This is a genomic window from Lelliottia sp. EB106-05-01-XG201, from assembly GCF_058791735.1.
Genome location: NZ_JBYTDV010000001.1, coordinates 3286746 through 3310214, shown reverse-complemented (window position 1 = coordinate 3310214; position 23469 = coordinate 3286746). Strand labels below are relative to the sequence as shown.

General features: G+C 54.9%; 19 protein-coding genes and 7 tRNA genes. 8 read left to right on the top strand and 18 right to left on the bottom strand.

All coding sequences use genetic code 11. From position 1 onward, the window contains the following. The first annotated feature begins 20 nt into the window (after positions 1-20). Positions 21-1196 carry a 3-demethoxyubiquinol 3-hydroxylase gene (gene ubiF / locus AC3WS9_RS15580; RefSeq protein WP_492489195.1) on the top strand — a complete coding sequence of 392 codons (1176 nt, stop codon included), beginning with the start codon at positions 21-23 and terminating at the stop codon, positions 1194-1196. A gap of 112 nt (positions 1197-1308) precedes the next feature. Here the strand turns inward: ubiF and AC3WS9_RS15575 are convergent. The 7 genes from AC3WS9_RS15575 to AC3WS9_RS15545 form a co-directional block, all read right to left on the bottom strand. Then, positions 1309-1383, bottom strand: a tRNA-Gln gene (locus AC3WS9_RS15575). A 36-nt stretch (positions 1384-1419) separates the two neighbouring features. Further along, positions 1420-1494 (bottom strand) — tRNA-Gln (locus AC3WS9_RS15570). A 44-nt stretch (positions 1495-1538) separates the two neighbouring features. Beyond that, positions 1539-1615 (bottom strand) — tRNA-Met (locus AC3WS9_RS15565). A 16-nt stretch (positions 1616-1631) separates the two neighbouring features. Next, positions 1632-1706: transfer RNA gene (locus AC3WS9_RS15560), tRNA-Gln, on the bottom strand. A 32-nt stretch (positions 1707-1738) separates the two neighbouring features. Continuing rightward, positions 1739-1813, bottom strand: a tRNA-Gln gene (locus tag AC3WS9_RS15555). 23 nt (positions 1814-1836) lie between these two features. Continuing rightward, positions 1837-1921 (bottom strand) — tRNA-Leu (locus AC3WS9_RS15550). Between the two features lie 9 nt (positions 1922-1930). Then, positions 1931-2007 (bottom strand) — tRNA-Met (locus AC3WS9_RS15545). Between the two features lie 42 nt (positions 2008-2049). On the opposite strand from AC3WS9_RS15545, the gene AC3WS9_RS15540 reads away from it, so the two are divergent. After that, on the top strand, positions 2050-2217 hold the full coding sequence (locus AC3WS9_RS15540; RefSeq protein WP_282494138.1) for a hypothetical protein: 168 nt from the start codon (positions 2050-2052) through the stop codon (positions 2215-2217). 14 nt (positions 2218-2231) lie between these two features. Here AC3WS9_RS15540 and asnB read toward each other — a convergent pair whose 3' ends face one another. The 5 genes from asnB to nagB all read right to left on the bottom strand — a co-directional run bounded on the left by asnB (position 2232) and on the right by nagB (position 8179). Continuing rightward, a complete protein-coding gene (asnB, locus tag AC3WS9_RS15535) occupies positions 2232-3896 on the bottom strand; it encodes an asparagine synthase B (RefSeq protein ID WP_492489193.1) in 1665 nt (554 codons plus the stop codon). A gap of 250 nt (positions 3897-4146) precedes the next feature. After that, positions 4147-4899: a ribonucleotide monophosphatase NagD gene (gene nagD, locus AC3WS9_RS15530; protein ID WP_285146616.1), complete on the bottom strand. Its 753-nt coding sequence runs from the start codon at positions 4897-4899 to the stop codon at positions 4147-4149. A 47-nt stretch (positions 4900-4946) separates the two neighbouring features. Next, complete coding sequence (gene nagC / locus AC3WS9_RS15525; RefSeq protein WP_492489191.1) at positions 4947-6167, bottom strand: DNA-binding transcriptional regulator NagC; 1221 nt, start codon at positions 6165-6167, stop codon at positions 4947-4949. 8 nt (positions 6168-6175) lie between these two features. Beyond that, positions 6176-7324 (bottom strand): N-acetylglucosamine-6-phosphate deacetylase, encoded by a 1149-nt coding sequence (gene nagA, locus AC3WS9_RS15520; protein ID WP_324723924.1) that lies wholly within the window; start codon positions 7322-7324, stop codon positions 6176-6178. Positions 7325-7378: 54 nt separating this feature from the next. After that, the gene (nagB, locus tag AC3WS9_RS15515) at positions 7379-8179 is read right to left on the bottom strand and encodes a glucosamine-6-phosphate deaminase (RefSeq protein ID WP_095281242.1); all 801 of its coding nucleotides are present in this window, start codon (positions 8177-8179) and stop codon (positions 7379-7381) included. A 331-nt stretch (positions 8180-8510) separates the two neighbouring features. Between nagB and nagE the strand changes: the two genes are divergently transcribed. The 4 genes from nagE to chiQ all read left to right on the top strand — a co-directional run bounded on the left by nagE (position 8511) and on the right by chiQ (position 14594). After that, the gene (nagE, locus tag AC3WS9_RS15510; RefSeq protein WP_492489189.1) at positions 8511-10529 is read left to right on the top strand and encodes an N-acetylglucosamine-specific PTS transporter subunit IIBC; all 2019 of its coding nucleotides are present in this window, start codon (positions 8511-8513) and stop codon (positions 10527-10529) included. Positions 10530-10708: 179 nt separating this feature from the next. Further along, entirely contained in the window at positions 10709-12376 is a 1668-nt protein-coding gene (gene glnS / locus AC3WS9_RS15505) for a glutamine--tRNA ligase (RefSeq protein ID WP_285148752.1), read from the top strand. Between the two features lie 441 nt (positions 12377-12817). Beyond that, positions 12818-14218, top strand: coding sequence for a chitoporin ChiP (gene chiP, locus AC3WS9_RS15500; RefSeq protein ID WP_285153503.1), 1401 nt, complete (start codon positions 12818-12820; stop codon positions 14216-14218). A 46-nt stretch (positions 14219-14264) separates the two neighbouring features. Further along, positions 14265-14594, top strand: a complete 330-nt coding sequence (chiQ, locus tag AC3WS9_RS15495; RefSeq protein WP_492490341.1) for a ChiQ/YbfN family lipoprotein — start codon at positions 14265-14267, stop codon at positions 14592-14594. A 105-nt stretch (positions 14595-14699) separates the two neighbouring features. Here the strand turns inward: chiQ and fur are convergent, their stop codons facing one another. From fur to ybfF, 4 genes are all read right to left on the bottom strand, one after another. After that, the gene (gene fur, locus AC3WS9_RS15490) at positions 14700-15146 is read right to left on the bottom strand and encodes a ferric iron uptake transcriptional regulator (protein ID WP_064325325.1); all 447 of its coding nucleotides are present in this window, start codon (positions 15144-15146) and stop codon (positions 14700-14702) included. Between the two features lie 293 nt (positions 15147-15439). Then, positions 15440-15970 (bottom strand): flavodoxin FldA, encoded by a 531-nt coding sequence (fldA, locus tag AC3WS9_RS15485; RefSeq protein ID WP_059178645.1) that lies wholly within the window; start codon positions 15968-15970, stop codon positions 15440-15442. A gap of 157 nt (positions 15971-16127) precedes the next feature. Continuing rightward, positions 16128-16415 carry a LexA regulated protein gene (gene ybfE, locus AC3WS9_RS15480; RefSeq protein WP_102104162.1) on the bottom strand — a complete coding sequence of 96 codons (288 nt, stop codon included), beginning with the start codon at positions 16413-16415 and terminating at the stop codon, positions 16128-16130. A gap of 129 nt (positions 16416-16544) precedes the next feature. Then, complete coding sequence (gene ybfF / locus AC3WS9_RS15475) at positions 16545-17318, bottom strand: esterase (RefSeq protein WP_492489186.1); 774 nt, start codon at positions 17316-17318, stop codon at positions 16545-16547. Positions 17319-17501: 183 nt separating this feature from the next. Here ybfF and seqA point away from each other — a divergent pair, with 183 nt between their 5' ends. Together seqA and pgm are read left to right on the top strand one after the other, a co-directional pair. After that, entirely contained in the window at positions 17502-18044 is a 543-nt protein-coding gene (gene seqA / locus AC3WS9_RS15470; RefSeq protein WP_492489184.1) for a replication initiation negative regulator SeqA, read from the top strand. Between the two features lie 24 nt (positions 18045-18068). Then, on the top strand, positions 18069-19709 hold the full coding sequence (gene pgm, locus AC3WS9_RS15465) for a phosphoglucomutase (alpha-D-glucose-1,6-bisphosphate-dependent) (protein WP_492489182.1): 1641 nt from the start codon (positions 18069-18071) through the stop codon (positions 19707-19709). Positions 19710-19898: 189 nt separating this feature from the next. Here pgm and potE read toward each other — a convergent pair whose 3' ends face one another. Together potE and speF are read right to left on the bottom strand one after the other, a co-directional pair. Then, positions 19899-21218 carry a putrescine-ornithine antiporter gene (gene potE, locus AC3WS9_RS15460; protein ID WP_282494142.1) on the bottom strand — a complete coding sequence of 440 codons (1320 nt, stop codon included), beginning with the start codon at positions 21216-21218 and terminating at the stop codon, positions 19899-19901. Beyond that, positions 21212-23410, bottom strand: a complete 2199-nt coding sequence (gene speF / locus AC3WS9_RS15455; protein WP_492489181.1) for an ornithine decarboxylase SpeF — start codon at positions 23408-23410, stop codon at positions 21212-21214. The genes potE and speF overlap by 7 nt, the downstream gene beginning before the upstream one ends. Between the last annotated feature and the right edge of the window lie 59 nt (positions 23411-23469).

The following is a 23469-nucleotide window of genomic DNA, read 5'->3' as shown; positions in this document are numbered from 1 at the left end:
TCTTCAAAGGATTATTGACCATGACACTCCAGAAAACCGAAATCGCCGTGGTCGGCGGCGGGATGGTCGGCGGCGCGCTGGCGCTTGGGCTGGCACAACAGGGATTCCAGGTAACGGTGATCGAACAGGCCGCGCCGCCTGCGTTTGACGAAACCCAGCAGCCGGACGTGCGGATCTCTGCGATCAGTGCCGCGTCGGTCGATCTGCTGCGCGGTCTGGGCGTGTGGGAGGCGATCCTCGCGATGCGCGCCCATCCGTACCGTCGTCTGGAGACCTGGGAGTGGGAAAACGCCCATGTGACGTTTAACGCCGCGGAACTCAAGCTGCCGCTGCTGGGCTACATGGTGGAAAACAACGTCCTGCAGTTAGCGCTCTGGCAGGCGCTGGAGGCGCACGACAAGGTGACGCTGCGGGTGCCGGATTCCCTGAAAGCACTGCATCGCCATGAGAGCGGCTATTTGCTGGAGCTGGATAACGGCGATGAACTGGCGGTGAAGCTGGTGGTCGGGGCCGATGGCGCGAATTCCCAGGTGCGGCAGATGGCCGGGATCGGTATTCACGCCTGGCAGTATCAACAATCCTGCATGCTGATTACCGTCAAATGCGAAAACGATCCGGGCGACAGCACCTGGCAACATTTTACCCCCAACGGCCCGCACGCCTTTTTACCGCTGTTCGACCACTGGGCGTCGCTGGTGTGGTACGACACCCCGGCGCGTATTCGCCAGCTGCAGAGTTTGTCGATGGAGCAGCTGCAGCGCGAAATCGATAAACATTTCCCGGCGCGTCTGGGCAAGGTGACGCCGGTGGCGGCGGGCGGATTCCCGTTAACCCGTCGCCATGCCCTGCAATATGCCCGCGAAGGGCTGGCGCTGGTGGGAGATGCGGCGCATACCATTCATCCGCTGGCGGGGCAGGGCGTGAACCTTGGCTATCGTGACGTGGAAGCGTTGTTGTCGGTCATGAGCAGTGCGCGCGGCCACGCGGAACCCTGGGCGAGTGCAGCGGTGCTGAAGCGCTACCAGACGCGGCGCATGGCGGATAATTTCCTGATGCAGTCGGGGATGGATCTGTTTTACGCGGGGTTCAGCAACGATCTTGCACCGGTGCGGGTTCTGCGCAATATCGGCCTGATGGCGGCAGAGCGCGCAGGCGGCCTGAAACGTCAGGCACTGAAATACGCGCTCGGTCTCTAGGCAGTCTTTTCCCTCTCCCTGTGGGAGAGGGTCAGGGTGAGGGGAACAAGCCGCACCGTTCCCAAAGCACAAAAACAAAAAAGCCCGCAGAGCGGGCTTTTTTGCTGTTAAGTGGCTGGGGTACGAGGATTCGAACCTCGGAATGCTGGTATCAGAAACCAGAGCCTTACCGCTTGGCGATACCCCAACAGGGTGCGTTAAACATCTAACGACTTTTTGAAATTGGCTGGGGTACGAGGATTCGAACCTCGGAATGCTGGTATCAGAAACCAGAGCCTTACCGCTTGGCGATACCCCAACAATTTTTTCTAGTTTACCGAAATAATCGATAAATTCCTAATTTGGTGGCTACGACGGGATTCGAACCTGTGACCCCATCATTATGAGTGATGTGCTCTAACCAACTGAGCTACGTAGCCAGACTGCTTTCTTCGATGGCTGGGGTACCTGGATTCGAACCAGGGAATGCCGGTATCAAAAACCGGTGCCTTACCGCTTGGCGATACCCCAATAACCGCGGAGAACCGCTCAATCGAAGAAAATGGCTGGGGTACCTGGATTCGAACCAGGGAATGCCGGTATCAAAAACCGGTGCCTTACCGCTTGGCGATACCCCATCCGTGCAACGCGGACCTGGAAATGGTGCGGGAGGCGAGACTTGAACTCGCACACCTTGCGGCGCCAGAACCTAAATCTGGTGCGTCTACCAATTTCGCCACTCCCGCAAAAAAAGATGGTGGCTACGACGGGATTCGAACCTGTGACCCCATCATTATGAGTGATGTGCTCTAACCAACTGAGCTACGTAGCCATCTTTTTTTCGCGTTACCTTATCGGCGTTGCGGGGCGCATTATGCGTATTGAGTCTTGCAGCGTCAATATCTTTTTCAATGAAAATGGCCGGATTGTGACTGTTTGGTTAGGTTGCGAACAGCGTGACCGAATAATCGGCAATTATTGGTTATTAATCGCTTTTGTTCAGCAAAACGTGAGCAATAAAAAAGGCCCCGAAGGGCCTTAATGCGATCTCTGCGATTACTTATAAGCAGACTGGTGAACACCCACCGCGCGTCCTGATGGATCGTTCATGGATTTGAAGGATTCATCCCATTCGATGGCTTTCGCCGAGGAGCAGGCCACTGACGGACCGCCAGGGACACATTCCGCTGCGCTCGCGACCGGGAACAGCTCTTCGAAGATTTCACGGTACAGATACGCTTCTTTCGATCCCGGCGTGTTGTACGGGAAGCGGAAGCTCGCGGTTTCCAGCTGTTGATCGGAAACTTGCTTCGCGGCCACTTCTTTCAGGGTGTCGATCCAGCTGTAGCCCACGCCGTCGGAGAACTGCTCTTTCTGACGCCATGCGACGCTTGCCGGCAGGTAGGATTCGAAACATTCACGCAGGATATGTTTTTCCATTTTGCCGTTGCCGCACATTTTGTCCTGCGGGTTGATGCGCATTGCCACGTCGAGGAAAGACTTATCCAGGAAGGGTACGCGGGCTTCCACGCCCCAGGCGGACATCGCTTTGTTGGCACGCGCGCAGTCAAACATGTGCAATGCCTGCAGTTTACGCACCGTCTCTTCATGCAGCTCTTTGGCGTTTGGCGCTTTATGGAAGTACAGATAGCCGCCAAAGACTTCGTCAGATCCTTCGCCTGACAGCACCATTTTAATGCCCATCGCTTTGATTTTACGGGACATCAGATACATCGGCGTCGAGGCGCGAATGGTGGTCACATCGTAGGTTTCGATGTGATAGATCACGTCGCGGATCGCGTCCAGACCTTCCTGCACGGTGAAGTGAATCTCATGGTGCACGGTGCCCAGATGGTTTGCCACTTCCTGCGCGGCTTTCAGATCCGGCGCACCTTCCAGGCCGACGGCGAAGGAGTGCAGCTGCGGCCACCAGGCTTCAGAGCGCTCCCCATCTTCCACGCGGCGAGCGGCGAATTTTTTGGTGATCGCAGAGATCACGGAGGAGTCCAGGCCGCCGGAGAGCAGCACGCCGTAAGGCACGTCTGACATCAGGTGGCTTTTTACGGAATCTTCCAGCGCCTGACGCAGGGCATTTTTGTCGGTGACGTTGTCTTTCACCACGTCGAAATCGAACCAGTCGCGCTGGTAGTACTGACGGATTTCACCGTCTTTGCTCCACAGGTAGCTGCCTGCCGGGAACTCTTTAATGGTGCGGCAAACCGGAACCAGAGCTTTCATTTCAGAGGCAACGTAGAAGTTACCGTGTTCATCGTGGCCCATGTACAGCGGGATAATCCCGATGTGGTCGCGGCCAATCAGGTAGGCGTCTTGTTCGCTGTCGTACAGCGCAAAGGCAAACATACCCTGCAGATCGTCGAGGAATTCCGGGCCTTTTTCCTGATACAGGGCGAGGATCACTTCGCAGTCGGAACCGGTCTGGAAAGCGTAACGATCGCCGTACTCAGCGCGCAGCGCCTGATGGTTGTAGATTTCACCGTTAACGGCCAGCGCATGCGTTTTTTTCTCGTTATACAGCGGCTGGGCACCGGCGTTGACATCGACAATCGACAGACGTTCGTGAGCCAGAATCGCTTTATCGCTTGCGTACACGCCGGACCAGTCCGGGCCGCGGTGACGCATCAGGCGAGAGAGTTCCAGTGCCTTTTTACGCAGTTCGCCCGCGTCAGTCTTGATATCCAGTACGCCAAAAATTGAACACATAACCTTCTCCGTTAATCCTGTTGCAGTGTGATGTTGCTTGCTTATGAAAATGCCGCAAAACAGGGTGTGCGCGCAACACTTTTACGGGCGGAAAAGCAAATAACGCAATGGGCATTGCTGAATGTTGAAAAAAGAGTATGTCGAGAGCGGTTTTATTGATGATTATGCAATGAATGATGATTTTCGTTAGATGTGGTGATGTTTTTGCGGCTTAAAAATGAAAAACCACGCTCGAGGGCGTGGTTTCTGGTCAGATAACGTCGATTTCGGCCACCGACGGATAAATCCAGCTCGGTCGGAACGGCATGGCGTCGATGTCGTCCAGCGTCGACACGCCCGAAAGCACGAGGATCGTCTCAAGCCCTGCCTGGAAACCGGCCAGAATATCCGTGCGCAGGTTATCGCCGACAATCACCGTTTGCTCGGAGTGCGCCTGCATTTTGTTGAGCGCCGCGCGGACAATCCACGGGCTCGGTTTGCCGACCACGAAAGGTTTGCGGCCCGAGATTTTCTCGATGCCTGCGCAGAGCGCACCGCACGCCGGGTAATAGCCGCGACCGTGCGTATCCGGGTTGGTGGCAATAAAGCGCGCGCCATTCGCCACGAAGTAGGCGGCTTTGTGCATCATTTCCCAGTTAAAGGAGCGGGTCTCGCCGACGATGACAAAATCCGGGTTCACGTCGGTGATGGTAAAGCCTGCTTTATACAGCTCGTGGATCAGCGCGCCTTCCCCGACCACGTATGCCTTTTTGCCTTCCTGACGTTTCAGGAAATCGGCGGTGGCCATCGCGGAGGTGTAAAACACGCTGTCCGGCACGTCGACACCGGCGGTGGCGAAGCGGTTGGCCAGATCCTGCCCGGTCTGCGACGGATAGTTGGTCAGCAGAACCAGCGGCATTCCTTTTTCCAGAATACGGTTCAGAAACTCAGCGGCACCGGGCACCGCAACGTTATCGTGCATCAGCACGCCGTCAATATCACAAATCACATTCTGAATGGTCATGAACTACCTGGCATCTCAAAAAAAGAAGGCGTCACTATAAAGCGCTCTTAGCTTTCCAGCAAACGCTGGAGCAGCAGACCGTTAAGCATGGCGCGTTTCACCAGCGCAAAAGCACCAATGGCGGAGCGGTGATCGAGCGTCGAGCGCACGACCGGCAGATTCTGACGGAAGGCTTTCAGCGCCTGAGTATTTATGCAGCCTTCGATCGCCGGAAGCAGCACTTTCTCAGCCTCGGTGATCTCACCGGCGATCACCACTTTCTGCGGGTTAAACAGGTTGATGGCAATGGCGATGGTTTTGCCCAGATGGCGGCCCACTTGCTCAATCACCTCGCAGGCGAGGGCGTCGCCTTTGTTGGCGGCTTTGCAGATGGTGTTGATCTTGCAGTCGTCGAGCGTGATGCGGCTTTGATAGCCCTGCTCGAGCAGATGACGTACCCGGTGTTCAATCGCGGCGTTGGCGGCGACGGTCTCGAGGCAGCCGAAGTTCCCGCAGTGACAGCGCTCGCCGAGGGGATCCACCTGGATATGGCCTATCTCGCCGACGTTGCCGTTACGGCCAATAAAAATGCGTCCGTTGGAGATAATCCCGGCACCGGTTCCGCGGTGGACGCGCACCAGAATAGAGTCTTCGCAATCCTGACTCGCACCAAAGTAGTGCTCCGCCAGCGCCAGGCTGCGGATATCGTGCCCGACATAACAGGTGACGTTGAAACGTTTTTCCAGCGCGCCGACCAGCCCCCAGTTTTCGACCTGGATGTGCGGCATGTAGCGAATCACGCCGCTTTCCGGGTCGACCAGACCTGGCAGGATCACCGAGATGGCGATCAGCTCGCGGATTTTACGCTGACAGCTTTCAATAAACAGCGCGATGGTATTCAGCAGGGCGTGCTCCAGGGTTTCCTGGGTGCGTTCCGGCAGGGGATAGTGCTCTTCTGCCACCACTTTGCTGCTCAGATCGTACAGGGTGAGCGTGGTGTCGTGACGGCCAAGGCGTACGCCAATGGCGTGGAAATTGCGGGTTTCAGTAATGATAGAGATGGCGCGGCGGCCCCCGGTGGAGGCCTGCTGATCGACTTCTTTGATCAAGCCGCGCTCAATCAGCTGACGCGTGATTTTGGTCACGCTGGCGGGGGCAAGCTGGCTCTGTTCGGCGATCTGAATCCGCGAGATTGGACCATGCTGGTCAATCAGGCGGTAAACAGCCGCACTGTTAAGTTGTTTAACGAGGTCAACATTACCAATTTGAGCTTGTCCGCCAGATGTCATACTTTTACTTACTCAGTGACGACCTCGTTACCATTAACGATGGTCTTAATAATTTTATAATCGCGTGTGAAGGCGGTGAGGTTGGCCACCATGCCCGGAGCGATACCGCCCAGCTGTTTGTCCACGCCAATCGCGCGAGCCGGGTAGAGCGTTGCCATACGCAGCACTTCATCCAGCGCAATGCCGCAATGCTCAACCAGGTTACGTACCCCTTCGATCATCGTCAGCGCAGAGCCGCTCAGCGTTCCGTTCTCATCCACGCACAATCCATTGCGGTAGTATATTGTTTTACCAGCAAAAATGAACTGCTCAATATTTGCACCTGCTGGCGCCGTGGCGTCAGTCACCAGGCACAGCTTATCGCCTTTCAGGCGTTTCGCGTTGCGGATGTTGGTGTAATCCACATGCAGGCCATCAGCGATAATGCCACAGTAAACGTCTGGCTCATCAAGAATCGCACCGACAAGGCCTGGTTCGCGGCCGGTAATGTACGGCATGGCGTTATAAAGGTGGGTCGCAAAGGTAATGCCTGCGCGGAAACCGGTTTTCGCTTCGGCGAGCGTCGCGTTAGAGTGACCCGCGGAAACCACGATACCGGCGGCTGCCAGTTTGCTGATCACTTCCGGCCCGGTCATTTCAGGGGCCAGCGTCACTTTGGTGATCACGTCCGCGTTCGCGCACATGAAGTCGACCAGTTCGGCGTCTGGCTTGCGCACATAATTCGGATTGTGGGTGCCTTTCTTGACGATGTTCAGCCACGGACCTTCGAGGTGCAGACCCAGCGCCTGATGCGGATATTTCGCCAGGTATTCACGCATCACGCGGATACCTTGCTTCATTAATTCGTCGTCGGAGGTGATGAGCGTTGGCAGATAGCTGGTGCAGCCCGATTTCTCATTGGCTTTCTGCATGATCTCCAGCGTTTCAACGGTGACCGCTTCTGGCGAGTCGTTGAACTGCACGCCGCCGCAGCCGTTCAGCTGGACGTCGATAAAACCGGGGGAGATGATTGCTCCATTGAGTGAGCGTTGTTCGATCTCCGGCGGCAGTTCAGCCTGCGGGCAGACACGTTCAATCAGGCCATTGGCGATAACAATCGCATGGTCATCCAGAATTTCATGGCCGGTATAAATCCGACCGTGGGTTAAAGCGTACATAAGACCCCCGGTTTAAAAATTCAACCGCCTCTTTGGGAAGAGGCGGCTAGTCAATTACAGACCTTTAATGTTTTCAGCTTCTAACTCGTTGAAGTATTTCAGCGTCTTCACTTTCAGTTCCATGGTGGACGGCTCGTCGCACACCACAACCGCTTTTGGATGCAGCTGCAGGCAGCTGATGGTCCACATGTGGTTCACGTTGCCTTCAACGGCAGCTTGCAGCGCCTGCGCTTTCACGTTGCCCAGCACCAGAATCATCACTTCTTCGGCATCCAGCAGGGTGCCCACGCCAACGGTCAGGGCGTATTTTGGCACCTGATTCACGTCGCCGTCGAAGAAGCGAGAGTTTGCCACGCGGGTGTCATGGGTCAGGGTTTTAATACGGGTACGAGAGGCCAGAGAAGAAGCTGGTTCGTTGAACGCGATGTGACCGTCGTTGCCCACGCCGCCCATGAACAGGTTAATTTTGCCGTAAGAGCGGATTTTTTCTTCGTACTGACGGCATTCTGCGTCAATATCAGGCGCGTTTCCATTCAGCAGGTTAATATTTTCAGGTTGAATATCAACGTGATCAAAGAAATTACGGTGCATGAAGCTATGGTAGCTCTCCGGATGCTCCTTCGCTAAGCCCACATATTCGTCCATGTTGAAGGTGACAACATGTTTGAAGCTAACCTGGCCTGATTTATGCATTTCGACCAGAGCTTTATACGCAGTCAGCGGAGTGCCACCGGTTGGCAGGCCGAGAACGAAAGGACGATCGGCGGTAGGTTTGAACGCGTTGATACGGTTAACGATATGGCGTGCAGCCCATTTTCCGACTTGTTCAGCTGTAGCCAGGGGAATCAGTCTCATTGTTCACCTCTAAAGTTAAAGTTAAAAAAAGTGGGCGGATGGCGCGCCTCAACCTGAAATAAGCGTAACCTGGATCACGCCAGGCGGGGGGCAATCCGACTTGATTTTTTGAATGATAAAATAAGTTTTCACTGTTAGCCAGCAAAAGGGAGGGTTATTAACGGTATTTGGTGACAAAACTCACAAAAAATACGTGTTTAATTTGCGATACGAATTAATTTCTCACACACTCAGAATGCCAGTGATTCATCAACTGTATCGATAAGTTAGTGACACAATAAAAAACAGCTGAGAACGTGCCTTAAACGGGGTCTCATAGGGGGAAGCACAAGTGAGTATTCTAGGTTATTTACAAAAGGTTGGTCGCGCACTGATGGTGCCGGTCGCCACGCTGCCAGCGGCAGCAATTCTGATGGGTGTCGGCTACTGGATTGACCCGGTTAGCTGGGGTGGTGACAACGCACTTGCGGCGCTGTTCATCAAGTCGGGTTCCGCCATCATCGACAATATGTCTGTACTGTTCGCGATCGGTGTCGCTTACGGTATGTCCAAAGATAAAGACGGTGCAGCAGCATTAACAGGTTTTGTGGGCTTCCTCGTGTTGACCACACTTTGTTCTCCGGCAGCGGTTGCCATGATTCAGAAGATCCCAGTGGACCAGGTGCCTGCTGCGTTCGGTAAGATCAGCAACCAGTTCGTCGGTATCCTCGTGGGTATCATCTCTGCGGAACTGTATAACCGCTTCAGCGGCGTTGAGCTGCCGAAGGCGCTGTCGTTCTTCAGCGGTCGCCGTCTGGTGCCGATCCTGACCTCCTTCGTCATGATCGCCGTCGCGTTCATCCTGATGTACGTCTGGCCTGTGATCTTCGACGGTCTGGTGAACTTCGGTGAGCACATCCAGAAACTCGGTTCTGCGGGCGCAGGTATCTACGCCTTCTTCAACCGTCTGTTGATTCCGGTCGGTCTGCACCACGCCCTGAACTCCGTGTTCTGGTTTGACGTGGCAGGTATTAACGATATCCCTAACTTCCTCGGCGGCGCACAGTCCATCGAAACAGGTAAAGGCATCGTGGGTATCACCGGTCGTTATCAGGCGGGCTTCTTCCCGATTATGATGTTCGGTCTGCCGGGTGCTGCGCTGGCTATCTATCACTGCGCACGTCCAGAGAACAAAGCGAAAGTTCTGGGTATCATGATGGCGGGCGCATTCGCGGCCTTCTTCACCGGTATCACCGAGCCGCTGGAATTCTCCTTCATGTTCGTGGCGCCGGTTCTGTATGTGATCCACGCCGTGCTGACCGGTATCTCTGTGTTCATCGCAGCGTCAATGCACTGGATTGCAGGCTTCGGCTTCAGTGCGGGTCTGGTGGATATGGTGCTGTCGTCCCGTAACCCGCTGGCGACTCACTGGTGGATGCTGATCCCTCAGGGCCTGGTGTTCTTCGTGATTTACTACGTGGTGTTCCGCTTCACTATCACCAAATTCAACCTGATGACTCCGGGTCGCGAGCTGGCTGTTGCCGGTAGCGAAGCCGATGGTCAGGACGTGAATGTGAGCGGTGATAAAGAGCAGGACGTTGCAGGCCTGGCGCGTCAGTACATCGCCGCAGTCGGTGGTTCTGACAACCTGACCGGTATCGACGCCTGTATCACCCGTCTTCGCCTCAGCGTGAAAGATTCTTCTCTGGTTAACGAAGCACTGGCTAAACGTCTGGGCGCATCCGGTGTGATTCGTCTGAACAAAACCAGCGTGCAGATTATCGTGGGCTTCGTGGCAGAAAAAATCGCTAACGCCATGAAAACCACCGGTCCGGTAGCTGCTTCTGAAGCTGCTCCTGTCACCGCTGCACCTGTAGCTGCAAAACCACAGGCGGTTCCTAACGCCACCACCATCGCGGCGCTGGTTTCTCCAGTCACTGGCGAAGTGGTTGCCCTGGAGCAGGTTCCTGATGAAGCGTTCGCCAGCAAAGCGGTCGGTGATGGCGTGGCTGTGAAACCAACGGAAAAAACCGTGGTTTCTCCGGCAGCCGGTACCATCGTGAAAATTTTCAACACCAACCATGCCTTCTGCCTCGAAACGGAGAAGGGTGCTGAGATCGTGGTTCACATGGGTATCGACACCGTTGCCCTGGGTGGTCAAGGCTTCACGCGTCTGGTTGAAGAGGGTGCCGAAGTGGTGGCAGGTCAGCCGATTCTGGAAATGGATCTGGACTTCCTGAACGCCAATGCGCGCTCCATGATTAGCCCGGTTGTTTGCAGCAACATCGACGACTTTAGCGGTCTGGTTCTCCAGGCGAAAGGTCAGGTCGTTGCTGGTCAAACGCCACTGTACGAGATTAAAGGCAAGTAATCGCTCCTGAGTAGAGTCATGCCTTAAGCGGCGGGGGTTATCCTCCGCCGCTTTTTTTTGCAGCAATCCTCCCCAATATTCACTTCAAAGCCGTTTTTTGCATAACTAAAGGTTGTCACTACGTCCGGCTTATAAGATCATATGCCGTTATACGTTGTTGACGCTTTGAGGAATCCACGATGAGTGAGGCTGAAGCCCGCCCGAGTAACTTTATTCGCCAGATCATCGATGAAGATCTGGCCAGTGGTAAGCACACCACAGTTCATACCCGTTTCCCGCCGGAGCCAAACGGCTACCTGCATATCGGTCATGCGAAATCGATCTGCCTGAACTTCGGCATCGCGCAAGACTACCAGGGCCAATGCAACCTGCGTTTCGATGACACCAACCCAGTTAAAGAAGACATCGAATACGTTGAGTCCATCAAGAACGACGTGCAATGGTTAGGCTTCACCTGGTCTGGCGATATCTGCTACTCCTCTGACTATTTCGATCAGCTGCACGCCTACGCCGTAGAGCTTATCAACAAAGGCCTGGCCTACGTTGACGAGCTGTCTGCTGACGAAATCCGCGAATACCGTGGCTCGCTGACGGCACCGGGTAAAAACAGCCCGTTCCGCGATCGCAGCGTCGAAGAGAACCTCGCGCTGTTCGAAAAAATGCGTGCCGGTGGCTTCGAAGAGGGCAAAGCCTGTCTGCGTGCCAAAATCGATATGGCGTCGCCGTTCATCGTGATGCGCGACCCGGTGCTGTATCGCATTAAATTTGCCGAGCACCACCAGACCGGCAACAAGTGGTGCATCTACCCGATGTACGACTTCACCCACTGCATCAGTGATGCGCTGGAAGGCATTACGCACTCCCTGTGTACGCTGGAGTTCCAGGACAACCGTCGTCTGTACGACTGGGTGCTGGATAACATCACCATCCCTGTGCATCCGCGTCAGTACGAGTTCTCTCGCCTGAATCTGGAATACACCGTGATGTCCAAGCGTAAGCTGAACCTGCTGGTAACAGACAAGCACGTAGAAGGCTGGGATGACCCACGTATGCCGACCATCTCCGGTCTGCGTCGTCGTGGCTACACTGCGGCCTCTATTCGCGAATTCATCAAGCGTATCGGCGTGACCAAGCAGGACAACACCATTGAGATGGCGTCTCTGGAATCCTGCATTCGCGAAGATCTGAACGAAAACGCACCGCGCGCGATGGCGGTTATCGATCCGGTTAAACTGGTCATCGAAAACTACCCGCAGGGCGAGAGCGAGCAGGTCACCATGCCGAACCATCCGAGCAAACCGGAAATGGGCAGCCGTGAAGTGCCGTTCAGCGCCGAAATATGGATCGACCGTGCTGACTTCCGCGAAGAAGCGAACAAGCAGTACAAGCGTCTGGTGCTGGGCAAAGAAGTTCGCCTGCGCAATGCGTACGTGATCAAAGCTGAGCGCGTTGAGAAAGACGCCGAAGGCAACATCACGACTATCTTCTGTACTTACGACGCCGAGACCCTGAGCAAGGATCCGGCGGACGGACGCAAAGTGAAAGGCGTGATCCACTGGGTGAGCGCAGCACACGCGCTGCCAGTTGAAATTCGTCTGTACGATCGTCTGTTCAGCATTCCGAACCCGGGCGCGGCAGAAGATTTCCTGGCGACCATCAACCAGGAATCATTGGTCATCAAACAGGGTTATGCAGAACCTTCCCTGAAAACGGCCGAAGCAGGTAAAGCATATCAGTTCGAGCGTGAAGGTTACTTCTGTCTTGACAGCCGTTATGCAACCGCTACCAAACTGGTATTTAACCGTACCGTCGGTCTGCGTGACACCTGGGCCAAAATTGGCGAGTAAGCCTGGTCAATGAGAGACAAACGCCGCGCAACGCGGCGTTTTTTTTGCTTATCGATCATGCTTTTACTTTTCGTGCCATTTTTTAACCGCAAAATAACACGTCAATGAGCTGCTACTTATTTTTTTTAATAAAGTTTCCTGTAATACGGAATAAGCCAAATTAAAGTATGTAAGCGCTATCAAATTTCATTACTCCCTGAATTTAACCATATTTTTCCGCTTAAGCCTTGTCGCAGGTGATGTGTTACAAATCACTACCAATTATGTGCACTTCGTCATAATCCTGCGTTTTGCCCACTGAAAAGCATTGATAATTCGCGTCGCGAAAAATAGTCTAAAGGCGGTAGTTAATTCGAGGGTATTACAGACTACCCCTGACCATTTGGTCTTTTAGATTTTTCGCCGTTTAAGGCGCTTTTATTCGTCAAAGAGGAACAATCTATGCGTACGTTCAGTGGCAAACGTAGTGCGCTGGCGCTGGCTATCGCCGGTGTGACAGCAATGTCGGGCTTTATTGCAGCTCCGCAGGCTCAGGCAGCAGGCTTTATCGATGATTCGACACTCACGGGCGGTATCTATTACTGGCAGCGTGAACGTGACCGTAAAGACGTCACCGACGGCGACAAATACAAAGTTAACCTTTCTCACTCCACCTGGAACGCCAACCTGGATTTCCAGTCCGGTTATGCGGCTGATATGTTCGGCCTGGATATTGCTGCTTTCACGGCCATCGAAATGGCGGAAAACGGCGATAGCGCACATCCGAACGAAATCGCGTTCTCCTCCAGCAACAAAGCGTACAAAGAAGACTGGTCTGGCGACAAGAGCGGTATCAGCTTGTATAAAGCGGCGGCAAAATTCAAATACGGTCCAGTATGGGCGCGCGGTGGTTACATTCAGCCAACCGGTCAGACCCTGTTAGCCCCGCACTGGAGCTTCATGCCGGGTACTTACCAGGGCGCGGAAGCCGGGGCGAACTTTGACTACGGCGATGCGGGTGCGTTGAGCTTCTCCTACATGTGGACCAACGAGTACAAAGCGCCGTGGCACATCGAGATGGACAAGTTCTACCAGAACGATAAAAAGACCCGCGTGGAGTATCTGCACTCTCTCGGCGCGAAATACGACTTCAAAAACGACCTCGTGCTGGAAGCAGCGTTTGGTCAGGCGGAAGGTTACGTCGATCAGTATTTCGCCAAAGCCAGCTACAAATTCGATATCGTTGGCGGCCCGCTGACCACCAGCTATCAGTTCTACGGTACGCGCGATAAAGTCAGCGATGGCAGCGTAAACGATCTGTATGACGGCACCGCATGGCTGCAGGCGTTGACCTTCGGCTACAAAATCGGTCAGGTGGATTTACGCCTCGAAGGAACTTACGTCAAAGCCGAAGGGCAGCAGGGCTACTTCCTGCAGCGTATGACACCAACCTACGCCTCTTCCAACGGTCGTCTGGATATCTGGTGGGATAACCGTTCAGACTTCAACGCCGACGGCGAAAAAGCGCTCTTCTTCGGCGCGATGTATGACCTGAAAAACTGGAATCTGCCGGGCTGGGCAGTGGGCGCATCTTACGCCTACGCATGGGACGCGAAGCCGGGCGACATGGCTACGCCAGACGCTTACTACGATCCAAACTATCGCCTGAAAGAGTCCGCTTACAGCCTGGATGCGATGTACACCCTGCAGGACGGTCGCGCGAAAGGCACCATGTTCAAACTGCACTTCACGCAGTATGACAACCACTCTGATATCCCAAGCTACGCAGGCGGTTACGGCAACATCTTCCAGGATGAACGTGACGTGAAATTCATGGTTATCGCACCATTCACCATCTTCTGATGAACTGCCTGGCGGGGTCACACCCGCCGGAATGGAGACCAACATGTTGAAGAAAATTGTAGTGGTGGCGGTACTGGCATCGGGCCTGGTTGCCTGTGCGCAGCCTCAGGCACCGAAAGAAGATTCACGTCTCAAAGAGGCTTACAGCACCTGTATCAACACCGCGGAAGGCTCGCCGGAGAAAATCCAGGCTTGCCAGAGCGTGCTGACGGTACTGAAGAAAGAAAAGGCGCATGAGCAGTTTGCGACGCAAGAGAATGTTCGCGTGATGGATTACCAGGCCTGTATCCAGGCACGTAAAACGGGGAATGGCGAAGCGGTGAAAGCCGATTGCGGCCAGCTCTGGCAGGAAATTCGCAACAACAACGCGCAGTAATCCGCGTTCATTAACGCCCGGCAGCGAGAGCGCGCCGGGCGTTTTTGCATTTATTGCAGGCAAAAAAAAGCCAACCGTCAGGTTGGCTCAGAGTATGAAGCAGAATTATTTTGTATCGTGTGCGTGCTCATTTTCGCGGCAATCGCCTTCAGCACAGTGACCATAAAGATACAGGCTATGGTTGGTCAGACGGATGCCATGTCGGGTGGCAATCTCACGCTGACGTGCTTCGATAGAGTCATCGCTAAACTCAATCACCTTGCCGCAGTCGAGGCAAATCAGGTGATCGTGGTGATGCTGCTGCGTCAGTTCAAAAACGGATTTACCGCCTTCAAAATTATGACGGGTGACAATGCCGGCGTCATCGAACTGGTTCAGAACGCGGTATACGGTCGCCAGCCCAATCTCTTCGCCCATGTCGATCAGACGCTTGTATAAGTCTTCCGCACTGACGTGATGGTTGTCCGGCCCTTGCAGAACTTCCAGGATTTTTAAACGAGGAAGCGTCACTTTCAGGCCAGCCTTCTTTAATGCGGTATTGTTGTCAGTCATGCGGAATCTGTCCTGTTGCTAAACGATTCACTTCCTTAAGAAGTGACAGAAAATGCAGTTGGGATAATGCGTCTCATTATAGAACTGCCATGTCTAAATGAAAACCGCAAGTCTCAAGCAAAGTATGCTTATAAAAACGTGGTATCACCAACAAACTTGTTCGATGGCATCCACTATAACCCTGGGACATTGTACAGGTATGAACGCAAAAGTTAAAAATTTGTAGCAATTATTTTGATTGGAATTATCTATCAATGAGGCATAGCGTATAACGCTACACCTCACAGATTTGATCAGGCGTTCAGAATGTCGTCGAGGTGCAGTTCTTCGCGGATCTGTTTCACCCACTTATCGACGCGCTCTGCGGTCAGCTCTGGCTGACGGTCTTCGTCGATAGCGAGGCCAACAAAGTGGTCGTCATCCGCCAGGCCTTTAGAGGCTTCGAAATGATAGCCCGCCGTTGGCCAGTGGCCGACGATCGCGGCGCCGCGTGGCTCAATGATGTCGCGGATGGTGCCCAGCGCATCACAGAAGTATTCCGCGTAGTCTTCCTGGTCGCCGCAGCCGAAGAGGGCCACAAGCTTGCCGTTGAAATCGACTTCTTCCAGCGTCGGGAAGAAATCATCCCAGTCACACTGCGCTTCGCCGTAGTACCAGGTTGGGATGCCGAGCAGCAGAATATCGTAGCCTTCGAGATCTTCTTTACTGCTCTTAGCAATGTCATGCACGTCGGCAACGTCTTTACCAAGCTGTTTTTGAATGTTTTTTGCGATGTTTTCGGTATTACCGGTATCGCTGCCGAAAAAAATGCCGATGATTGCCATGAGTAAAATAACCTCTTGAAACTTAATGGTATGGTGGCGCAATTTGTCCACGGATAAGGGCAATCATAGCAGAACAGGGAAGTCTGCGGAAACAGCTATCACGCGGGACTGCACTCTGTGCTACATGAAAGGGACAAATGAGTGGATTTTCAAACGATCACCTGGTGCTGCGCCATGCCTGAAGTTGCGCCATCAGCATCTCTTCAATCAGCTCGCTTCGGCTGATTTCGCGGGCGTCGGCCAGTTCACTTAAGGCGTCAGCCGCTTCCGCGTTGAGTTTTAGCTCGACGCGTTTAAGCCCACGACTCTTGTCGCGTTTTAGCTGATTGCGCTTATTGATGCGCAACTGTTCATCACGCGAAAGCGGATTGGTTTTTGGTCGTCCCGGTCGACGTTCAGTCGCGAACAGATCTAATGTCGTGCGGTCCGTTTGTTCTTTGGCCATGATTCAGAGACTTCGGGGGAAAACAAGCAGCCCTGCTATTGCCGGGGCGATGAGCGCGACATCATACATGACGTCAACCTGCACGCCAACGACTGGTGACCCGCAGGCAACCGGTCGCTAGCTTTTTAATCAAATCGCATTATCAGAGAGATAACGACGAATTGCCCGCAGCACGGCTTCCGGTTTTTCGGCGTGAACCCAGTGTCCGGCTCCGGCTACCACATGCGCACGCGCCTGGGGGAATTGCGCCAGCAGCTCATCGCGACAGGCGTCGGTGACGTACGGGGAATTCCCGCCGCGAATAAACAGGGTAGGGTGCGGCCAGGCCGGGACGTTGTCCCAGCCGACAATATGGGAATATTGATCCCACAGCACCGGCACGTTAAAACGCCATCCGCCATCGACGAAGGATTTCAGCAGAAACTGCACTACGCCTTCTTCATCCAGATGTTCGCGCATCACCGCCGCTGCCTGCTGGCGCGTGGAAACGCCCGCCTCGGTCACGGCGTTGATCGCCGCAAAGATTTCGTCATGACGGCGCACGTCGTAATCCACCGGGGCGACATCAATCACCACCAAATGGTCGATACGCTCCGGGGCCAGCGCCGTCAGAGCCATGACCGCTTTGCCGCCCATGGAATGGCCAATCAGCGTGGCTTTCTCGATATGGTTGGCATCGAGGGTATCCAGCAGATCCTGCGCCATCGCGCTATAAGTCATCTCCGGGCTGCGCTCGGAAAGCCCGTGGTTGCGCATATCCACCTGCAGGATATCGTGGTCGGCCACCAGATCGCGGGCCAGCACGCCCAGATTATCGAGGCTGCCAAACAGGCCATGAACCAGTACGATGGGAGAATTATTGTTCGGCGATTGTGCAGATTGCGCTCGGCTATTCAATTTCATGGCAAAGTTCTTTTTTTACGTATGTCAGGTTAGGGTATTATGTTGACCATTCTGCCGCCCGGCTGCAAGGTTCCAGTTTAATCTGACTTTTGCCGCAAGCCTGGCTTGACCCTATCCGCGGTTGGGATTAGCCCTTATAATCCCAACGACTTGTATTCAGATAAGATATTGCACTGGATTAAGATGAAAACAATCGAAGTTGATGATGAGCTCTATCAGTATATTGCCAGCCACACGCGACATATTGGCGAGAGTGCGTCCGACATTTTACGGCGTATGCTGAAATTTTCCGCCGCCTCACAGCCTGCAACTCCGGTTTCTAAAGAGGTTCGTCAGCTGAGCGCTGCTGTTGAAGTCAAAACAGTCGCCCCGGTGAAAGACAAAGTCCGCGCCATGCGTGAACTGCTGCTTTCCGACGAATACGCCGAGCAGAAGAAAGCGGTTAACCGCTTTATGCTGGTGCTGTCTACACTCTATTCACTGGATAACAAAGCGTTTGCCGAAGCCACTGATTCGCTTCATGGCCGTACCCGCGTCTACTTCGCGGGCGACGAGCAGACGCTGCTTGCCAACGGCAATCAAACCAAACCTAAACATGTCCCTGGTACGCCGTACTGGGTGATCACCAATACCAACACCGGACGCAAATGCAGCATGGTCGAACACATCATGCAGTCGATGCAATTCCCGGCGGAATTGATTGAAAAGGTTTGCGGTACCATTTAACCCTTGCACAGGAAGGACCAGGCAATGGCAAATCACGAACGTGCGGGTCAGCCTGCACAACAAAGCGATTTGATTAACGTCGCTCAACTCACCGCGCAGTACTACGTGCTGAAGCCGGAAGTGGGCAACGCAGAACACGCAGTGAAGTTTGGTACGTCTGGCCACCGCGGCAGCGCGGCGCGCCATAGCTTTAACGAACCGCATATTCTGGCCATTGCCCAGGCCATCGCGGAAGAGCGCGCGAAAAATGGCGTGACCGGTCCGTGCTATGTCGGGAAAGACACCCACGCCCTGTCCGAACCGGCGTTCATTTCCGTGCTGGAAGTGCTGGCCGCGAACGGCGTTGACGTGATCGTCCAGGAAGATAACGGCTTTACGCCGACCCCTGCGGTTTCGAACGCCATTCTGGTGCACAACAAAAAAGGCGGCGCGCAGGCGGACGGTATCGTCATCACCCCGTCGCACAACCCGCCAGACGACGGTGGTATCAAGTACAATCCGCCAAACGGTGGCCCGGCTGATACCAACGTCACCAAAGTGGTCGAAGACCGCGCCAACGCGCTGCTGGCTGCTGGCCTGAACGGCGTGAAGCGTATTTCGCTGGATAAGGCCATGGCCTCCGGCCACGTGAAAGAGCTGGATCTGGTGCAGCCGTTTATTGAAGGGCTGGCGGATATCGTCGATATCGCCGCGATTCAGAAAGCGGGCCTGAAGCTGGGCGTCGATCCGCTCGGCGGTTCCGGGATCGAATACTGGAAGCGCATTGCCGAATTCTACAAGCTGGATCTGACCATCGTGAACGATCAGGTCGATCAGACCTTCCGCTTTATGCACCTCGACAAAGATGGCGCGATCCGTATGGACTGCTCCTCCGAGTGTGCGATGGCTGGTCTTCTGGCTCTGCGCGATAAGTTCGATCTGGCGTTTGCCAACGACCCGGATTACGACCGCCACGGGATCGTCACCCCTGCGGGCCTGATGAATCCGAACCACTATCTGGCCGTTGCGATTAACTATCTGTTCCAGCATCGTCCACAGTGGGGCAAAGAGGTCGCCGTCGGTAAAACGCTGGTCTCTTCCGCGATGATTGACCGCGTGGTGAACGATCTGGGCCGCAAGCTGGTAGAAGTGCCGGTGGGCTTCAAATGGTTTGTTGACGGTCTGCATGACGGTAGCTTCGGCTTCGGCGGCGAGGAGAGCGCGGGCGCGTCCTTCCTGCGTTTCGACGGTACGCCGTGGTCGACAGATAAAGACGGGATCATTATGTGCCTGCTGGCGGCGGAAATCACCGCGGTCACAGGTAAGAACCCGCAGGAGCATTACAACGAGCTGGCCGCTCGCTTTGGTGCGCCGAGCTACAACCGTATTCAGGCGGGAGCGACTTCCGCGCAGAAAGCAGCGCTGTCTAAGCTCTCTCCAGAGATGGTGAGCGCGGATACGCTGGCGGGTGACCCGATCACCGCGCGTCTGACGGCGGCACCGGGTAATGGGGCGTCTATCGGTGGTCTGAAAGTGATGACCGAAAACGGCTGGTTTGCCGCACGTCCATCCGGTACGGAAGATGCGTACAAAATTTACTGCGAAAGCTTCCTCGGCGACGAACACCGTAAGCTGATTGAGAAAGAAGCGGTAGAGATTGTGAGTGAAGTGTTGAAGAACGCGTAACTCTGCGGTCTGTTTGCCGGGTGGCGGCTGCGCCTTACCCGGCCTACAAAACTGCTCTGCGGTCTGATGCCCTCACCCCAACCCTCTCCCTTTGGGAGAGGGCGAAAACATTAAAAACGGCAACCCTCGGGTTGCCGTTTTGCTTTTACCTCGTAGGCCCGGTAAGCGTCAGCGCCACCGGGCTTTTTTTCAGCTGTGCTTATTCTTCAACTCAAACCGCGGTGACACCAGACCGTACAGCGTCCAGCCCATAAAGGTCACCATCGCGCCGTACAGCATCGCTTCCTGCCCGGAAGAGTAGAGGGCATAGAAGCTATAAATCGCCCCAACCAGCGCCACGAAATTCGCGATCTTAGCTTTACGCGGATCGACGTTCGCCATCTTCTGAATAATCACCAGTGCCGCCATCGACAGAATATACGGAATGATGTTGGTCACCACCGCCAGGTTCACCAGCACGTTGAACTGGCTGTTCAGCGACGGGCTAATGGTCATCAGCGACAGGCCGCTCTGGAAAATCACAATCGCCAGCATCCCCTGAATCGGTGCCTCGGACTTGCTGACACGCGAGAAGATTTTCGGGAAATAACCGGAGTCCGCAGAAGATTTAAACACCTGCGCAATGGTGAACTGCCAGCCGAGCAACGAACCGCAGCAGGACATCACCATCAGGCCCATGATCACTTTCCCGACTTCCGGGGTGAACATCTGCGCAAACGCCAGACCAAACGGCGCCGTCGAGTTCGCCAGATCCATGTTCGGCACAATCCCGGCGATCACGTTGGTGGAGACGATGTAAATCACCGCCGCCCCCAGCGTCCCGCCCAGTACCGCGATCGGCACGTTGCGTTCCGGGTTTTCCACCACTTCGGCGTTAGCACACGCCGATTCAAGACCCAGGAAAGCCCACAGCGTCATGGCGATAGACGAACCGACCGCCGCAAAGAACGGCACGTGGTGCGGGTTCCAGGAGTTGGCGTACAGCGTCGGGCTAAACCAGAACCAGCCGATAATGCACAGACCCACGACCGGAATAATCACGCCCCAGACGGTCACGCTGCTGATCTGCCCGGTGATGCGCGCGCCGCCAAAGTTGGCCACCGTACAGAGCCACAGCACGCCGATGGTCGCCAGCCCGATTTGCACCGGACTCAGCGCCACGCCGAACAGCTCCGTGCCGTACCCCACCGCCGAAATCGCAATCGCTACGTTGGCGATGAGCAGCGACACGCCGTAGGTGTAGTTAGCCATAAAGTTGCCCGACTTGCCGAAGGCGTACTCTGCATAACCGCCCATGCCGCCAGACTTACGGCTGAACATCCCGCATTTGGCGAAAGCCCACGCTAGCGCCATCGAACCCACCGCCGTCACCAGCCAGGAGATAATCGAGATCGTCCCCACTTCCGCGAGTTTGGTCGGCAGCATGATGATGCCCGAGCCCATCATATTCACCATGGTCAAGACGGTGAGCTGCACCACGCCCATCTTGTTGGATTTCTTACTCATAATGTTTCCCCTTTCAGCAGCGCAGGCCGAGCGGCTGGCTGCTTAATCACGTAGCAACGAACCTGTTTGCGCCCGTCGCACTCTTCGACGTACACGCCCTGCAGCTCAGGCGCAAAGCCCGGCAGAAGGTTGATTCCTTCTTCCAGCGCGGTGAAATAGCGCAGCACCGCATCGCCCCAGACTTCACCCGGAACCACGCACAGCACGCCCGGTGGGTAAGGGAGTGCGCCTTCCGCCGCAATTCGGCCTTCCGCATCACGCAGGGAAACCAGCTCGACTTCGCCGCGCAGATAGGCGTAGTTCGCCTCCTGTGGATTCATTTTCACCGTCGGGAAGTGCGCCTTGCGGAACATCTCTTTTTGCAGCTGTTTCACGTTGTGGCGTGCGTAGAGGTTGTGCATCTCCTGGCAAATCTGGCGCAGGGAGTAATCGGCGTAGCGCTCAGGATGCTGTTTGTAGATTGACGGCAGCACCTCTTTCAGCGGCGCGTCGGTTTCCAGCAGCTTCTCGAAACGAACCAGTTGGGCGATCAGCTGCTGCAACTTGCCCATATCTTCGGCAGGCGTCAGCAGGAACAGGATCGAGTTGAGGTCGCATTTCTCCGGGACGATGCCGTTTTCGCGCAGGAAGTTGGCGAGAATGGTCGCCGGGACGCCAAAATCTTCGTACTCACCGGTGCGGGCGTTGATGCCCGGCGTTGTCAGCAGAAGTTTGCACGGATCGATAAAATACTGATGCTCGGCGTAGCCTTCAAACGCATGCCAGTTCTCGCCCGGCACGAAGTGGAAGAAGCGCAGATCGGAAGAGATCTCCGCCGTCGGCCAGCTTTCCCACGGTTTGCCATCGACCATATCCGGCACAAACGGGCGGATAAACTGGCAGTTTTGCAGGATCAGCTTCCGGGCTTCGATGCCGTTCACCACGCAGTCCATCCACATGTTGCGGCCACTTTGCCCCTCGTGCATGCGGGCGTTGATGTCCAGCGCGGCAAACAGCGGATAGAACGGGCTGGTGGAGGCGTGCATCATGAACGCGTTGTTGAGGCGTTTATGCGGAACATAGCGCTGCTGACCTTTGATGTGGCTGTCTTTTTTATGGATCTGCGAAGTCTGGGAGAAACCGGCCTGCTGTTTATGCACCGACTGGGTGACCAGAATCCCCGGATCGTTCTCGTTCAGCTCCAGCAGCAGCGGGGAGCAATCCGCCATCATCGGAATAAACTGCTCGTAGCCGACCCACGCGGAGTCGAACAGAATGTAGTCGCACAGATGACCAATCTTATCGACCACCTGACGGGCGTTGTAGATAGTGCCGTCGTAAGTGCCGAGCTGGATCACCGCCAGGCGGAACGGGCGCTGATCGCGCATCCTGCCCGGTGCCACTTCCGCCACCAGTTCACGCAGATAGTTCTCTTCGAAGCAGTGAGCGTCAATCCCGCCGATAAATCCGTACGGGTTGCGCGCGGTTTCCAGATAAACCGGCGTCGCTCCCGCCTGCAGCAGTGCGCCGTGGTGGTTGGATTTATGGTTGTTACGGTCAAACAGCACCAGATCGCCCGGCGTCAGCAGAGCATTCAGCACCACTTTATTTGACGATGAGGTCCCGTTCAGTACGAAGTAGGTTTTGTCGGCGTTAAACACTTTCGCCGCATGTTTTTGCGCGGTGCAGGGCGCGCCTTCGTGGATCAGCAGATCGCCCATCGCCACGTCGGCATTACACAGATCGGAGCGGAACAGCGTCTCGCCGAAGAAATCGACGAACTGGTTCCCGGCAGGGTGACGGCGGAAGAACTGTCCGCCCTGATGCCCCGGGCAGTCAAAGGCGCTGTTGCCCTGTTTGACGTAATCCACCAGCGCGCGGAAGAACGGCGGGCGCAGCTGAGTTTCATACTTCAACGCGGCGGCTTCGAGCTGACGTCCGTAGAAGTCGTTGCTGGTGTCGTTGCACTCAAATACCCCGTGAATGCGGGATAAATATTCAGCCGGAACGATCTCTTCTTTGTAGGTGGCAATAAAGACCGGAATACCAAATCCGGTGGCTTCTATTTCTTCAATGGTGCCATTGAAAATATCGCCCACAGCCAGAACCACGGCAGCGACATCAATATAATCGGTGGCGCCAACGTCAATCATTTCGCGTGTGGTGGTAAAGCAGTCCGGGCAGGCACGGCTGGCAGCGATTTTTAGCATGTTCATATTTATCTCTTTATTTTAGGCAATATTTGTCCTTCGACTTCGTATAAAAATGAAATCGA

Coding starts and splice junctions, on each gene's coding strand:
- ubiF (WP_492489195.1), top strand. CDS start 21: ATGACACTCCAGAAAACCGAAATCGCCGTGGTCGGCGGCGGGATGGTC.
- AC3WS9_RS15540 (WP_282494138.1), top strand. CDS start 2,050: ATGCGTATTGAGTCTTGCAGCGTCAATATCTTTTTCAATGAAAATGGC.
- asnB (WP_492489193.1), bottom strand. CDS start 3,896: ATGTGTTCAATTTTTGGCGTACTGGATATCAAGACTGACGCGGGCGAA.
- nagD (WP_285146616.1), bottom strand. CDS start 4,899: ATGACCATTCAGAATGTGATTTGTGATATTGACGGCGTGCTGATGCAC.
- nagC (WP_492489191.1), bottom strand. CDS start 6,167: ATGACATCTGGCGGACAAGCTCAAATTGGTAATGTTGACCTCGTTAAA.
- nagA (WP_324723924.1), bottom strand. CDS start 7,324: ATGTACGCTTTAACCCACGGTCGGATTTATACCGGCCATGAAATTCTG.
- nagB (WP_095281242.1), bottom strand. CDS start 8,179: ATGAGACTGATTCCCCTGGCTACAGCTGAACAAGTCGGAAAATGGGCT.
- glnS (WP_285148752.1), top strand. CDS start 10,709: ATGAGTGAGGCTGAAGCCCGCCCGAGTAACTTTATTCGCCAGATCATC.
- chiP (WP_285153503.1), top strand. CDS start 12,818: ATGCGTACGTTCAGTGGCAAACGTAGTGCGCTGGCGCTGGCTATCGCC.
- fur (WP_064325325.1), bottom strand. CDS start 15,146: ATGACTGACAACAATACCGCATTAAAGAAGGCTGGCCTGAAAGTGACG.
- fldA (WP_059178645.1), bottom strand. CDS start 15,970: ATGGCAATCATCGGCATTTTTTTCGGCAGCGATACCGGTAATACCGAA.
- ybfE (WP_102104162.1), bottom strand. CDS start 16,415: ATGGCCAAAGAACAAACGGACCGCACGACATTAGATCTGTTCGCGACT.
- ybfF (WP_492489186.1), bottom strand. CDS start 17,318: ATGAAATTGAATAGCCGAGCGCAATCTGCACAATCGCCGAACAATAAT.
- seqA (WP_492489184.1), top strand. CDS start 17,502: ATGAAAACAATCGAAGTTGATGATGAGCTCTATCAGTATATTGCCAGC.
- pgm (WP_492489182.1), top strand. CDS start 18,069: ATGGCAAATCACGAACGTGCGGGTCAGCCTGCACAACAAAGCGATTTG.
- speF (WP_492489181.1), bottom strand. CDS start 23,410: ATGAACATGCTAAAAATCGCTGCCAGCCGTGCCTGCCCGGACTGCTTT.